We start from the raw sequence: 12,266 nt of genomic DNA on the forward strand, positions 1-12,266 counted from the left end.
CAACCATGTCCTGCATGACCGCAACGTCATCCTGACGATCCGCACGGTCAACAAGCCGCGCGTTGCGAACTCCGAACGCTACAAGGTCGAGCAGGTTTCCGAGCGCTTCTCGCGTGTCGAGCTGCTCTTCGGCTTCATGGAAACGCAGAACGTCTCCCAGGCTCTCGCAGCACTTAGAAAGACCGGGCTGAAGTTCGACATCATGACGACCTCCTTCTATCTCGGCCGGCGCAAGCTGGTGCCGGATGCGAAATCCGGAATGCCTTACTGGCAGGACCGGCTCTATATCGCGCTCGCCAACGCGGCAGCAAACCCCTCCGACTACTTCCGTCTTCCGGCGAACCGCGTAGTCGAACTCGGCTCGCACGTCATCATCTGACACGTTTTCCAGACAGTCTTCTCCCCGCGGGGGAGAAGACGAAAAACCGCTCAGGATGAATTCTGGCACACCGCATTAACCAAGCATCAAGGTTAATGGGTGATTTTTGTCTGACTGTTGAAGCGTCCCGTGTCCGGAGTCTGGCGTTGCGTCGAATTCGCGTTTTCCGCAGCAAGCTGCGTTTTCTCCCTCAGAGCTGGATTTCACCCGCCATCTTCGGCATTTGCGGGTGGCTCGCATCCCCCACCATCGCATCGCATGCCGACCTCGCCGCCATGCTCGCCGGGCTTGATCAAAGCCGCGACAACTGGCGCATGGTGATGACAAATTCTCCGGCGGGCTCCATTCATCAGGCCGAACTCGCTTTCGCGGATCCGATTGTGACGGGAACGATCGCGGCCGGCGCGGGCATGGTTCTTCCGGATGGCCGCAAGGTTGCCTTTGTCGCGAAAGGCAAGGGCCACGAGGAAACGCCGGACGAAGACCGCGTCAACCGCGGAACCAAGAAAGGCCGCATCGTCGCCGTCGAGAAGATGCAGCCGCCGAAGGATTTCTCCGCCGGCTCCATTCTCCAGCGCACACAGCTCCTTTTCCAGCCGAGCTTCGCCATCAAGGACAAGTCCGCCTTCGTGAAGCCGAAGATCATGGGCAAGGAAATCGAGATCGCCACCAATTTCTACAGGAAGCAGCCGGTCATGCCGGAACCCGGTGTTCCGGCGATGCTTGCAGGCCTCGTCACGAGCAACAAGGCCGACGTGCTGGCGACCGCCTAGGCGCCGGCAGCCCCGGACTACGCCCGTCAATCGCCCGTCGACTCGATCCTCGCCGATCAGGCAAATGACGGCCGCTTCGTCCCGCAGATTGGCGCGGGCGATCACGCATGGGCGGCGAGCATCCTGCCGGCCAGCGTGTTTTCGGCGCGCGAGCAGCAGTGCCTTGCATCTGGCATCTATTTCGAAGCTCGCGGCGAATCGGTAAAGGGGCAGGCCGCAGTCGCGCAGGTCATCCTCAACCGCGTCAGGAACCCGGCCTACCCGAAAACCATCTGCGGCGTTGTCTACCAGAACGAAGACTGGCGGAACCGCTGCCAGTTTTCCTTTGCCTGCGACAACATCCGCGATCGCGTGAACTCCGAAAATCACTGGCGCGTTGCCCGCGACGTCGCCATGGCCGTCACGGCCGGCAAGATCTGGCTTCCGCAAGTCGGCTCGGCTACACATTATCATGCGGTCTATGTCCGGCCGAAATGGGCAAGGACCATGGAAAAGGTCGGCCGGATCGGCCTGCACGTCTTCTACCGCACCTATGGCGGCGGCTGGAGCTGAGGAAAAGCCGGTCCGGCAGCGGATTTCAGCGCCGATCATCGGCTTCGAAAGCGGATTCTTTCGCTCGAATTTTCAACGCAGTGTGAAATTCGGATCAAATCATTGATTCGGAACGATAATTTTATGGCTGGACATAAGCTTCCTACGCCTTGACTATGGTTTCCCCTAAAACTATGTTGCGCGCGACTTCAGAACGGGCCGAAAGGTTTTCAGACCTTGTGTCCGTTGTCCTGAAAACCGGGGTAGCGGGGATCGCGGACAGCGGAAGACGAGGAGGAAGCCATGGCGGATGACCGCGAGGAAAGTCTTGAAAAGCGCCGTGCGCAGCTGGGAGCGAAGCTCAGAGCCAAGCGCATAGATGCGGGAGAGGACGAGGCGAACGAAGCCCGCGCCGAGGTAAGCCGCAAAGGCTATGCTGAGGCGATGAAGCTTTCGAGCGAGTTCATTTCCGCCATCGTCGTCGGTGCCCTTCTTGGCTATCTTTTGGACCGTTTTGTCGGCACGGCGCCTTGGGGGTTGATTGTTCTTCTGCTTCTCGGTTTCTGTGCCGGCGTTTTGAACGTTCTTCGTGCTGCAGGCAAGGTTGCAAAACCGGAGCCTGGAGAGGCCGAAAACGGCAAGAAATAGGGCAGCGTGCCAGCGCTTTGTCCAGTGTGATGATCCCGCAATCGCGGGCCAAAGAGGAGAGAACAAGCGGTGTCTAACGATCCGACCCATCAGTTCCTGATCCAGAAGATTGTGCCGATCGAAATTGGCGGAATTGATTTCTCGTTTACCAACGCTTCTCTCTTCATGGCGGCATCCGCTGCCGTTGCCGCAGGCTTCCTTTATTTCTCGACGTCAAACCGCGCGATCGTTCCCGGCCGCTCGCAATCGGTCGCCGAAATGTCTTACGAATTCATCGCCGGAATGCTGAAGGAAGGCGCAGGAACCAAGGGGATGAAGTTCTTCCCGCTGGTCTTTTCGCTCTTCATGTTCGTGCTGACGGCAAACCTGCTTGGCATGTTTCCGTATTTCTTCACGGTGACGAGCCAGATCATCGTCACCTTCGCCTTGGCACTGCTCGTCATCGGCACCGTTCTCGTCTACGGCTTCTATAAGCACGGCTTCCATTTCCTGAATGTCTTCGTGCCCTCGGGCGTGCCAGGCATTCTTCTGCCGCTGGTGGTGACGATCGAAATCATCTCCTTCCTGTCCCGCCCCATTTCACTTTCTGTTCGTCTTTTCGCCAATATGCTCGCCGGTCACATCACGCTGAAGGTGTTCGCAGGCTTCGTCGCCTCGCTTGGAGCCCTCGGTGCAGTCGGTGTCGGCGGTGCCATTCTTCCCCTGATCATGACGGTCGCCCTGACCGGTCTCGAGTTCCTCGTCGCCTTCCTTCAGGCTTACGTCTTTGCGGTGCTGACTTGCATGTACCTCAACGACGCAATTCACCCGGGTGGCCACTAAGGATACCGACATTGACGTCAACGGGCGTCAGTCAATTCGCCGCAACAACCATTTCAAAGGAGTTCAACATGGAAGCGGAAGCAGCAAAGTTCATCGGTGCAGGTCTGGCTTGCTTTGGTATGGCCGGTACGGCTCTCGGCCTCGGCAACATCTTCGGCAACTACCTCGCCGGCGCTCTGCGCAACCCCTCTGCCGCTGACAGCCAGTTCGGCCGTCTGGTTTTCGGCTTCGCCGTTACGGAAGCTCTGGGCATCTTCTCGCTGCTCGTCGCTCTCCTTCTGCTCTTCGCCGTCTAATATCGGCGGATTGAGGGATCACGGCCTGCGACCAGCAAGCCGTGATCCTTTGTATTTGCAGTACACCTGGAGGTGAGCATGTTTTTTGTGACCCCGGCCTATGCTCAAGAAGCTCCGGCGGGAACGGCAGAACCGGGTGCAGCGCCCGCCACGGACCCGCATGCCGCTCCGGCGCCCGGCGAGGTCCATACCGAGACCGGCGTTCCCGGTGGCGAGCATGGCGGCGGTGTTTTCCCGCCTTTCGATTCGTCGACTTACGCATCCCAGCTTCTGTGGCTGGCGATCACCTTCGCCGTTTTCTTCTTGCTCATGCAAAAGGTCATTACGCCGCGAATCGGCGGTATCCTCGAGCAGCGCCATAAGCGCATCTCGCAGGATCTCGACGAGGCAAGCCGCCTGAAGGCGGAAGCCGATGCGGACGTTGCAGCCTATGAAGCTGAACTCGCTGCGGCCCGCGCCAAGTCGAACTCGATCGGCTCTGCCGCGCGAGACGCCGCCAAGGCCAAGGCCGAAGAAGATCGCCGCTCCGTCGAAGCGAGCCTCTCCGAGAAGCTGAAAGCTGCCGAGGGCCGCATCGCCGACATCAAGGCGAAGGCATTTGCAGACGTCGGCACGATTGCCGAGGAAACGGCCGCTGCCGTTATCGAACAGCTGATTGGTGGCACAACCGCCAAGACCGACGTTGCTGCTGCTGTCGCAGCCGCCAAGAAGGAGGCTTGATCGATGGAATTTGATGCAACTTTCTTCGCCTTTGTCGGCCTCGTCCTGTTCCTGGCCCTCGTCGTCTATCTGAAGGTTCCGGGCATGATGGCAAAGTCGCTTGACGACCGCGCCGACCAGATCCGCAACGAGCTGGCCGAAGCCAAGCGTCTGCGCGAAGAGGCTCAGCATCTGCTGGCCGAATACCAGCGAAAGCGCAAGGAAGCGGAAGCGGAGGCTGCGCATATCGTCGCCGCCGCCGAGCGCGAAGCCGAGATGCTGACTGCCGAGGCGAAGAAAAAGACGGAAGAGTTCGTCGCCAACCGCACGGTCCTTTCGGAACAGAAGATCAAGCAGGCGGAAGCCGATGCGATGAAAGCCGTCCGTTCGGCTGCCGTCGATCTGGCGATCAGCGCGGCCGAAACGGTTCTCGCCAAGAAGGCCGACGGCAAGGTCCAGACCGACCTCTTCAAGGGTGCCGTCGGCGAAGTGAAGACGCGCTTGAACTGAGCGTTCTTTCATGTTGATCTGGAAAGGCCCCGGCAACGGGGCTTTTTTATTGGCGGCGGTGCGGCTGCCCGGAGAGTTGCTGATGCTGAAGGATGAGACGGGTTCCGGACCGATCTTGCGTGACGGGCTCGTATGGCGCGCCACGCGTCCATGGACTGCGAATGTGCATTCCCTCTTTCGCCACCTGAAGCAGTGCGGCTTCGCTTCAGCGCCGCGATCGGCAGGCTATGATGAGAATTTCGAGCGCGTGACTTTTATTGAGGGCGAGTGCGGCGACCTCGATAGTGTCCAAATGCGCTTGGACACGGTACTGACTTCTGCGGCGCGATTGCTGCGCATCTACCACGATTGCTCGACATCCTTTCAGGGGGCCGCTGAAGGCGCCTGGCAGCTTAAGCCGAAGCCGCCGTTTGAAGTCATCTGTCACGGCGATTTTGCACCGTACAACGTCGTCATGCGCGACGGCAAAGCGATAGGCATCATCGATTTCGAAGCGGCACATCCCGGTCCGAGGCTCTGGGATATCGCCTATGCTGTCTATCGATGGGCGCCGCTGTCGAGACATATCGCGGTAGAGAGCATCGTCACGATAGAAACGCAGATCAACCGGGCGCGGGACTTCCTCGACGGTTACGGCTTGCCAGCCGATGAACGCGCCGCTTTGCCCGATCTTGTCATCGAGCGTTTGAAGGGGCTTGTCGCTTTCATGGAAGCGGAAGAGGCGCGGGGATCGGAAAAATACCGCAAGGATATCGAAGACGGCCACCATCGGCTTTTTCGCGATGACATCGGCTACATCCGCGGTCATCGGGCTCAGATCGCGGCCGGTATCATGGCCAATTGATTGAGCCGGCAGCACGCCGAAGCGGTGAATCCTGCCACAAAGCCGCCGCTTGATTGTCGGCAGATCGCCTTCCTATTGCCGCACCGAAAACGCCTGAGAGTCACATTGTCGCCGGATCGTTCCTCAACCCTAACCGGCGGCCAAGGCACTATGTCGCCGTCCATGCCACCACAGAGGAATGAATATGATCACACGTTTTACCCCTGTTGCAGCGTTGACCGCTGCAGCTCTCAGCTTGATGTTTTTCAGCAGCCCCGCGTCCGCACAGCAGGCAGCTCCAGCGCAGCAACCGGTTCAAGCGCAACCAGAAGGCAAAGGCGCGGCCGCAGCCGTCAGCGATCAGAAAATCGAGGCCTTTGCGGTCGCCTATCTTCAGGTTGACCAGGTTAGGCAGGAATACTCGGCCAAGATCGGAGCAACACAGGACACGGCAGCCAAGCAACAGCTGCAGACTGAAGCCAGAAAGCAAATGGTACAGGCCGTGGAAGCCTCTCCAGGCATCTCGCTGGATGAGTACAACTCAATTCTAACCGCCGCGCAGAACGATCCGGCGCTCGTCAAGAGAGTTCAGGAAAAGCTCCAGGAATCTGCGCCCGCGCAGCCGGCGCAGCCGGCGCCCGCGACGCAGCAGTAAGCTGGGCGCCGGGACTGCACTTGTGCTGTTCTGGTTCCATTGAAGCGGTCCGAATGACCGCTTCAATCATCGCGTGCGAACGCATGATGCTGCTTCTATGAACGGCAATATAGAGTTCGGTCTCATGGAAGCTCGGTCTCGTGGACAGGTTTGCAGCGGCAGCAGTTACTCTTCCAGCATTTCGTCCATCGTGGCGCCTTCGGTTCCGTTCTTCTTCAACGGCCGGAAGCTCATGCGGTGAAGCGAGCAGGGGCCATGCCGCTCGATGCCGGCGCGGTGCTGCGCCGTGCCATAACCCACATGCGCGGCAAAGCCGTAATCGGGGAAGACGGCATCTGCACGGGCCATCATCCGGTCGCGGGTCACCTTGGCAACGATAGAGGCGGCGGCGATGGAGACCGAGCGGGCATCGCCCTTGACCACCGCTTGGCCCGGGCACTCCAGCCCCGGCGGTACGTCGAGGCCATCGGTCAGTACATAGCTTGCAGGAATAGCAAGGCCGCAGATTGCCCGGCGCATGGCGTCGAGGCTCGCCTTGCGGATATCCGTGAGGTCGATGTGTGTTGAACTCGACGATGCGATGGAAACCGTCGCGGTAGCGAGGATCTGGGCGAAAAGTTGTTCGCGCCGTTGCGCCGAAAGCTGCTTGGAATCGTTCAGCCCGTCCGGGATACGCCTGGGATCAAGAATGACGGCAGCGGCGACGACAGGTCCGGCCAAAGGGCCGCGCCCTGCTTCATCGGCGCCAGCGACCGGCCAGTGACCGGCCTTGCGTGCCTTCAGTTCCAGCTTGAAGTCCGGGACGAGCGGCACCTCTTCGAAAAGCAGAGGAGAATCGGGTGACGTGCGAGGTTTCATGCGGCTGAACCTCGCACGCCAACCCGATTTCCTGCAAGCCCCCGGATCAGGGCGGCGCACCGGGGGCTCAGGCCGCAAAACGGGCAGGGGAGCCGTTTGCGGCGGCAAGAAGCCAGGGCGGCGGCCTCCTGCGGGGTAACTCGTTATGGCATTCCCCGGGCGGCCTCAGGCAACACCCGCGCCCGGACGGGCTGCTAAAGCAGCGAAAGCTGCACGCCGCTGCCATCCGGCGGCACGAAAAGATCATCGCGAAGCGGCATGCTGCGCCTTGTCATGCCGAGCCGTTTCGTCGCCATCTCGAAGCGGCGGGCGAGCTGCCAGGCATAGGGGCCGGCGCCTTTCATGCGCTTGCCGAATTCTGCGTCGTAGTCCTTGCCGCCGCGCATCGAGCGGACCAGCGACATCACGTGCCGGTAGCGATCCGGATAGTTCTGCAGCAGCCAGTCGCGGAAAAGCGGCGCGACTTCCAGCGGCAGGCGCAGGATCACGTAGCCCGCCTCCAGCGCACCGGCAACCTTTGCCGCGTCGAGAATGCGTTCCAGCTCGTGGTCGTTCAGCGCGGGGATCATCGGAGCGGCCATCACCGAGGTCGGGATGCCCGCCTCTGTCAGGGCCTGGATCGCCTCCAGCCGGCGCGGCGGCGTTGCGGCGCGCGGTTCCATCGCACGAGCGAGCTTGCGGTCGAGCGTGGTCAGCGAAAGCGCGGCACGCACAAGGTTCTTGGCTGCCATCTCCTGCAGGATGTCGATATCGCGCAGAATCAGCGCCGACTTGGTAACGATCGAGACCGGATGGTTCGCCTTGTTCAGCACTTCGAGGATCTGCCGCATGATACGCCATTCCTTCTCGATCGGCTGGTAGGGATCGGTATTGGTTCCGATGGCGATGACCCGCGGCTTGTAGCCGGGCCTCGCGAGCTCGCGCTCCAAAAGTTTGGCCGCATCCGGTTTGGCAAACAGCCTGGCTTCGAAATCGAGGCCCGCCGAAAGCCCCATATAGGCATGCGTCGGCCGGGCGAAGCAGTAGATGCAGCCGTGTTCGCAGCCGCGATAGGGATTGATCGAACGGTCGAACGGAACGTCCGGCGACTCGTTGCGGGTAATCGCCGTGCGCGGCTTTTCGATCTGCACTTCGGTCTTGAAGGGGGGCAGTTCTTCCAGCGTTTGCCAGCCGTCGTCGAAGGCCTCGCGGTGCATCGGCTCGAAGCGCCCGCTGGGGTTCAGTCCAGCCGCACGGCCGCGGCGCCGGTCGCCCTCGATGCGAAGGCCGGAAGAGGCGATCAACGCTTCGGCAACATCCGCCGTATTGGCAGGCGCAAACGCAGCCTGCCCTGCAAGGGACTGTTCGTTCATTCGGTTCTCCCGGGACAAGGCCATTGCCGTCGTCCGTCTTGATGATTAAATTCCTATCGAGAAAAAGAGAACAATGCAAGAACAAAATGAGGAAAGACATGCTGGCAAATTTTTGTGCGGCGCTTTATAAATAGGCAATGTTGACGGTTGTTTTGGAGTGCCAGGATCAGGAACCTGAGCTGGCGCAGACTTTATCGGTGCTGGTGGCGGGTGCAGTCGAAGGGCTCGTAAGCGACGTGGTCGTGCTCGATCACGGCTCGCGCGATGGTACATCCAGGGTGGCGGACGCGGCTGGGTGCCGGTTCCATTCGCAATGGGATATCAAGGATGTATTTCGCTCGGCCCGCGGCGAGTGGCTACTTTTCGTCGAACCTGGCGCCCGGCCGCAGACTGGTTGGATAGACGAGATCGCCGAATACGTCGCCCTCAACAAAGTTCCGGCGCGTTTCACCGCCTCGCGCGGATACAGGCGCCCGTTTTTCCAGCGTGTAGGCCGGTCGCTGCCGCCGCTGGAACTCGGCCTTCTCCTGTCGAAGAAACACGCGATTGCCGCCGCAAGAAGCGGAATGCGCCTTTCCGAATTTGCCAAGGGGCAGAAGCTGCGCAAGCTTTCCAGCGAACTAATTCCCTCCTGGGTCGCCCGCGCCGCACGATAGCGCGCAAACTTTGCAGCACCCGCGCTAAAGATGGCGCCCGATACGATTTCGCGCTATAATTCAGCCATGGCGCCGCCCGAGCGCCCCCGCTTCTTGGCGGCCGACCATGGAATTGCCGACAGACGGCAGAACAGGTCACAGCGGAAGTCTCCTCTTCTGCCGGGTTTCCGGCGAAAGGAGGTGCGTCATGAAACGCAATATGATCCGCGGCCTGCTGGCCGTCATATTGACGACATTGGTGATCGCGCATCCGCATTCGGCAGCATCGCAGATGATGCGCAGTTGCGCAGGCCGATCCGAGGTCGTCGAGTTCCTGGACAAGAACTTCGCCGAAAAGCTCACCGCGGTCGGACTGATCAACCAGAACGCCATTCTTGAGGTCTATGCCGCCAAGAGCGGCACCTGGACACTCATCATTACGGATGTTCACGGCGTCAGCTGCTTCCTGCTGTCGGGTGACAGCTGGGAAACGATACCCACTCTGCCGGGCTTGGATACATAGCGAACCCAGGCTGCTGCCATGGCGCATCCTGGGCAGCAGCGCGCCTTCTACTTCCCCATGCCGCGCTTCATGTGCTCGTCGAGCCGCGGCATGATCTCCACGAAATTGCAGGGCATGTGGCGGTAGTCAAGCTGCGCCTTCAAGATGCCGTCCCAGGCGTCCTTGCAGGCGCCAGGCGAGCCCGGGAGCACGAAGATGAAGGTCGCCTTGGCAACCCCTGCCGTTGCCCGCGATTGGATCGTCGACGTGCCGATCTTGTCGTAGGAGACGCGGTGGAAGACTGCCGAGAAGCCGTCCATGCGCTTCTCGAACAGCGGCTCCAGCGCCTCGGGCGTGACGTCGCGGCCGGTCAGGCCGGTGCCGCCGGTGGTGATCACGACGTCGATGCCGTGCGTCTCCGTCCAGGCGTTGACCTGGGCAGCGATCGCCACCTTGTCGTCGCGCACGATGGCGCGGTCCATCAGCTTGTGGCCGGCCTCGGCGATGCGCGCCACAAGTGTGTCGCCGGATTTGTCGTTCTCCAGCGTGCGCGTGTCCGAAACCGTCAGAACGGCGATGCCGACGGGAATGAACGGCCGCTGTTCGTCGATACCTGCCATCACCTGTCTCCCGAAAGCGTTTCCGTCGCCTGGAAATACCAGTCCGGCCGTTCTCTGTGAAGCTTTGCCGCGGCCGCTCGGGCTGTTTCAATCGAGCCGAAGATGCCGAAACAGGTTGCGCCGGAGCCGGACATGCGGACAAGTCTTGCGCCTGCGTCCTTCAATGCGGCCGACACATCTTCGATCTCGGGAACAAGCCTGCGGGCAGGCGGCTCGAGATCGTTCCGGTTGGCCCCGATCGCCGCCAGCCAGTCGCTGCCCCGCAAGGCAAGCGGCGGGTTGTTCTTCGCCGTCAGCATCCGGAATATCTCGGGCGTCGAGACCGCCTTCAGCGGATTGGCCAGCACGATCGCAAAAGAGGGCAAGGCAACGGGCTCGATCTGGTCGCCAATCCCGCGCGCAATCAGCGGCCGGTTCGCGAGGCACATGGGAACGTCGGCGCCAAGTCTGAGAGCGATCGCCGACAGCCTCCCGCCGGGCAGGCGGAGGCTCCAAAGCCGCATGAGGCCGCGAAGGGCGGCTGCCGCATCCGCGGAACCGCCCCCGATACCAGAGGCGATCGGAAGGTTTTTTTCGAGATGGATATGGACCGGCGGTGCATGGTCGCCCTGCGCCAGCGCTGCCTGGCGAAGCATGTCGCGCGCCTTGAGCACCAGATTGCTGCGCGAACCGATGTCGAGAGCGGGGCCGAACCGTCCGCTGATCGTGAATTCGTCCGATGGCGAAGGGGCAAAGCCCAGCCTGTCGCCGTGGCCGGCAAAGGTCACCAGCATGTCCAGCAGATGATAGCCGTCGGCTTTCTGGCCCGTCACGTGCAGGGCAAGATTGATCTTAGCGAAAGCATCTTCGGTAACCGCGAAGCCGCCGCCCATGCCCGCACCAGGCATGGGTTGTCAGGACTTCTTGTCGGCCGGCGGCGGCGTAACAGGCACCGGATCCGGCTGCTTCTTGTCGGCCGCCTTGGCGTCGTCGTTGTCCGTCGTCAGACCGTTCGCGATCTTGTCCTTGATTCTCGGAATCTCGGTCTCTTCCGGTTCCGAACTAAGCGCCCGGTTCCACTGATAAACGGCCTCGAGCTTGCGTCCGACGTGCCAGTAGGCGTCGCCCAGGTGGTCGTTGATCGTCGCATCACCGGCCTTGATTTCGGCGGCCTTTTCCAGTTCGGCAACGGCATCGTCGTAACGGTTCAGGCGGTAATAGGCCCAGCCGAGCGAGTCGATGATGTAGCCGTCGTCCGGACGAAGGTCGACGGCCTTCTTGATCATCGTCAGGCCCTCGTCGAGGTTGCGATTCATGTCGATCCATGAATAGCCGAGATAATTCAGAACCTGCGGCTGATCCGGATTGAGGTCGAGCGCCTTGCGGAAGTTCGGCTCGGCCTGGTCCCACTTCTTCAGGCGCTCATAGGCGATTCCGCGCTGGAAGAAGACAGTCCAGTCGGCGCGGCGCGGCAGCGGGCCGATCACCTCCACCGCCTTGTCGTAATTCGCCGCCATTTCCGCATAGTCCTTGGCGTCGGAAAGCACGCTGCCATAGGCGAGATAGGAGCGGACGTCCTTAGGGTCAGAAACGATCAGCGCCTTGAGGTGTTTGCGTGCCTCGTCGGTCTTGCCGCCCTGTGCCAGGGCAAGGCCGAGCTGAAGCTCCGAGATGCGTCGCATCGGGGAGTTTTCCGGCACGCGCCTGTAGAATTCGATGGCGCGATCCGTCTGTTCCTGTTTTTCAGCAATGCCGCCGAGAAGGACCAGCGTATCGGCGCTGTTCGGGTCAAGCGTATTGGCCGTCTGCAGATAGAGCGAGACGATGTCTTCGGCGCCGTCGCGGTTCAACGCGCTGCCGATGGAGAAAAGCACCGCGGCAGCGCCCTGCGCGGCGTTGCGCACTTGCTGTTCGGGCTTTTCGCCCTTCTCGATGCTCTGGCGCAGCGCATTCAGCGGCGCATAGTTCGGCAGCATGTTGTCACCGACCGAGATAGCGTCGAGCGCCTTCTGCTTGTTGCCCTGGGATGCTTCGAGGCGGGCAAGCGCCATGACAGCGCGCATGAAGGTGTCGGGTGCGGGCGCGCCGCCATCCTTGTCCCGCACTGCAGCGTTCAAATGTCTGCGCGCGGCCGCCACGTTGCCGGTTACGATCCCACTTGAGCCCGCACGGTAGTTCTGGACT

15 protein-coding genes and 1 pseudogene are annotated in these 12,266 nt (G+C 61.1%); 11 read left to right on the forward strand and 5 right to left on the reverse strand.

All coding sequences use genetic code 11. The features are described 5' to 3' along the window. The 9 genes and pseudogenes from C9413_RS17835 to C9413_RS17875 form a co-directional block, all read left to right on the forward strand. Window positions 1-379, forward strand: a 379-nt coding sequence (locus C9413_RS17835) for a KUP/HAK/KT family potassium transporter (protein WP_170250703.1), incomplete at its 5' end; no start/stop codon positions are given. Between the two features lie 106 nt (window positions 380-485). Further along, window positions 486-1,704 (forward strand): annotated as a pseudogene (locus C9413_RS17840) (cell wall hydrolase). A 282-nt stretch (window positions 1,705-1,986) separates the two neighbouring features. Continuing rightward, entirely contained in the window at window positions 1,987-2,331 is a 345-nt protein-coding gene (locus C9413_RS17845) for an AtpZ/AtpI family protein (protein ID WP_039844131.1), read from the forward strand. A gap of 69 nt (window positions 2,332-2,400) precedes the next feature. Further along, a complete protein-coding gene (locus C9413_RS17850) occupies window positions 2,401-3,153 on the forward strand; it encodes a F0F1 ATP synthase subunit A (protein WP_039844132.1) in 753 nt (250 codons plus the stop codon). A 68-nt stretch (window positions 3,154-3,221) separates the two neighbouring features. Beyond that, a complete protein-coding gene (locus tag C9413_RS17855) occupies window positions 3,222-3,449 on the forward strand; it encodes a F0F1 ATP synthase subunit C (RefSeq protein ID WP_027507791.1) in 228 nt (75 codons plus the stop codon). 78 nt (window positions 3,450-3,527) lie between these two features. Further along, on the forward strand, window positions 3,528-4,169 hold the full coding sequence (locus C9413_RS17860) for a F0F1 ATP synthase subunit B (RefSeq protein WP_039844133.1): 642 nt from the start codon (window positions 3,528-3,530) through the stop codon (window positions 4,167-4,169). A 3-nt stretch (window positions 4,170-4,172) separates the two neighbouring features. Then, complete coding sequence (locus C9413_RS17865; RefSeq protein ID WP_039844134.1) at window positions 4,173-4,658, forward strand: F0F1 ATP synthase subunit B; 486 nt, start codon at window positions 4,173-4,175, stop codon at window positions 4,656-4,658. Window positions 4,659-4,740: 82 nt separating this feature from the next. Then, window positions 4,741-5,502, forward strand: coding sequence for a phosphotransferase (locus C9413_RS17870; protein WP_039846646.1), 762 nt, complete (start codon window positions 4,741-4,743; stop codon window positions 5,500-5,502). 184 nt (window positions 5,503-5,686) lie between these two features. Next, a complete protein-coding gene (locus C9413_RS17875) occupies window positions 5,687-6,136 on the forward strand; it encodes a DUF4168 domain-containing protein (protein WP_170250704.1) in 450 nt (149 codons plus the stop codon). 165 nt (window positions 6,137-6,301) lie between these two features. Here the strand turns inward: C9413_RS17875 and C9413_RS17880 are convergent, their stop codons facing one another. Continuing rightward, a complete protein-coding gene (locus tag C9413_RS17880) occupies window positions 6,302-6,994 on the reverse strand; it encodes a ribonuclease HII (protein WP_039844136.1) in 693 nt (230 codons plus the stop codon). 194 nt (window positions 6,995-7,188) lie between these two features. Then, a complete protein-coding gene (locus C9413_RS17885; RefSeq protein WP_039844137.1) occupies window positions 7,189-8,346 on the reverse strand; it encodes a PA0069 family radical SAM protein in 1,158 nt (385 codons plus the stop codon). 137 nt (window positions 8,347-8,483) lie between these two features. Between C9413_RS17885 and C9413_RS17890 the strand changes: the two genes are divergently transcribed. Together C9413_RS17890 and C9413_RS17895 are read left to right on the forward strand one after the other, a co-directional pair. Then, window positions 8,484-9,002 (forward strand): glycosyl transferase, encoded by a 519-nt coding sequence (locus tag C9413_RS17890; RefSeq protein ID WP_039844138.1) that lies wholly within the window; start codon window positions 8,484-8,486, stop codon window positions 9,000-9,002. A 187-nt stretch (window positions 9,003-9,189) separates the two neighbouring features. Continuing rightward, entirely contained in the window at window positions 9,190-9,504 is a 315-nt protein-coding gene (locus C9413_RS17895; RefSeq protein WP_039844139.1) for a hypothetical protein, read from the forward strand. A gap of 47 nt (window positions 9,505-9,551) precedes the next feature. Here the strand turns inward: C9413_RS17895 and moaB are convergent, their stop codons facing one another. The 3 genes from moaB to C9413_RS17910 all read right to left on the reverse strand — a co-directional run. After that, window positions 9,552-10,103, reverse strand: coding sequence for a molybdenum cofactor biosynthesis protein B (moaB, locus tag C9413_RS17900; protein ID WP_039844140.1), 552 nt, complete (start codon window positions 10,101-10,103; stop codon window positions 9,552-9,554). Continuing rightward, the gene (locus C9413_RS17905) at window positions 10,103-10,990 is read right to left on the reverse strand and encodes a 4-(cytidine 5'-diphospho)-2-C-methyl-D-erythritol kinase (RefSeq protein ID WP_039844141.1); all 888 of its coding nucleotides are present in this window, start codon (window positions 10,988-10,990) and stop codon (window positions 10,103-10,105) included. The genes moaB and C9413_RS17905 overlap by 1 nt, the downstream gene beginning before the upstream one ends. 6 nt (window positions 10,991-10,996) lie before the next feature. Further along, window positions 10,997-12,266 (reverse strand): tetratricopeptide repeat protein (locus C9413_RS17910; RefSeq protein ID WP_170250705.1); only part of this gene is annotated, 1,270 nt, incomplete at its 5' end.

Origin of the sequence: Rhizobium sp. SEMIA 4085, from assembly GCF_013004495.1 — a bacterium.
Classification (GTDB): domain Bacteria; phylum Pseudomonadota; class Alphaproteobacteria; order Rhizobiales; family Rhizobiaceae; genus Rhizobium; species Rhizobium gallicum.

Excerpts from the sequence above, each read along its gene's own strand:
- C9413_RS17885 (WP_039844137.1), bottom strand. The coding sequence starts at position 8,346 with ATGAACGAACAGTCCCTTGCAGGGCAGGCTGCGTTTGCGCCTGCCAAT.
- C9413_RS17905 (WP_039844141.1), bottom strand. The coding sequence starts at position 10,990 with ATGCCTGGTGCGGGCATGGGCGGCGGCTTCGCGGTTACCGAAGATGCT.
- C9413_RS17895 (WP_039844139.1), top strand. The coding sequence starts at position 9,190 with ATGAAACGCAATATGATCCGCGGCCTGCTGGCCGTCATATTGACGACA.
- C9413_RS17855 (WP_027507791.1), top strand. The coding sequence starts at position 3,222 with ATGGAAGCGGAAGCAGCAAAGTTCATCGGTGCAGGTCTGGCTTGCTTT.
- moaB (WP_039844140.1), bottom strand. The coding sequence starts at position 10,103 with ATGGCAGGTATCGACGAACAGCGGCCGTTCATTCCCGTCGGCATCGCC.
- C9413_RS17875 (WP_170250704.1), top strand. The coding sequence starts at position 5,687 with ATGATCACACGTTTTACCCCTGTTGCAGCGTTGACCGCTGCAGCTCTC.
- C9413_RS17880 (WP_039844136.1), bottom strand. The coding sequence starts at position 6,994 with ATGAAACCTCGCACGTCACCCGATTCTCCTCTGCTTTTCGAAGAGGTG.
- C9413_RS17870 (WP_039846646.1), top strand. The coding sequence starts at position 4,741 with ATGCTGAAGGATGAGACGGGTTCCGGACCGATCTTGCGTGACGGGCTC.
- C9413_RS17890 (WP_039844138.1), top strand. The coding sequence starts at position 8,484 with ATGTTGACGGTTGTTTTGGAGTGCCAGGATCAGGAACCTGAGCTGGCG.
- C9413_RS17860 (WP_039844133.1), top strand. The coding sequence starts at position 3,528 with ATGTTTTTTGTGACCCCGGCCTATGCTCAAGAAGCTCCGGCGGGAACG.
- C9413_RS17865 (WP_039844134.1), top strand. The coding sequence starts at position 4,173 with ATGGAATTTGATGCAACTTTCTTCGCCTTTGTCGGCCTCGTCCTGTTC.
- C9413_RS17845 (WP_039844131.1), top strand. The coding sequence starts at position 1,987 with ATGGCGGATGACCGCGAGGAAAGTCTTGAAAAGCGCCGTGCGCAGCTG.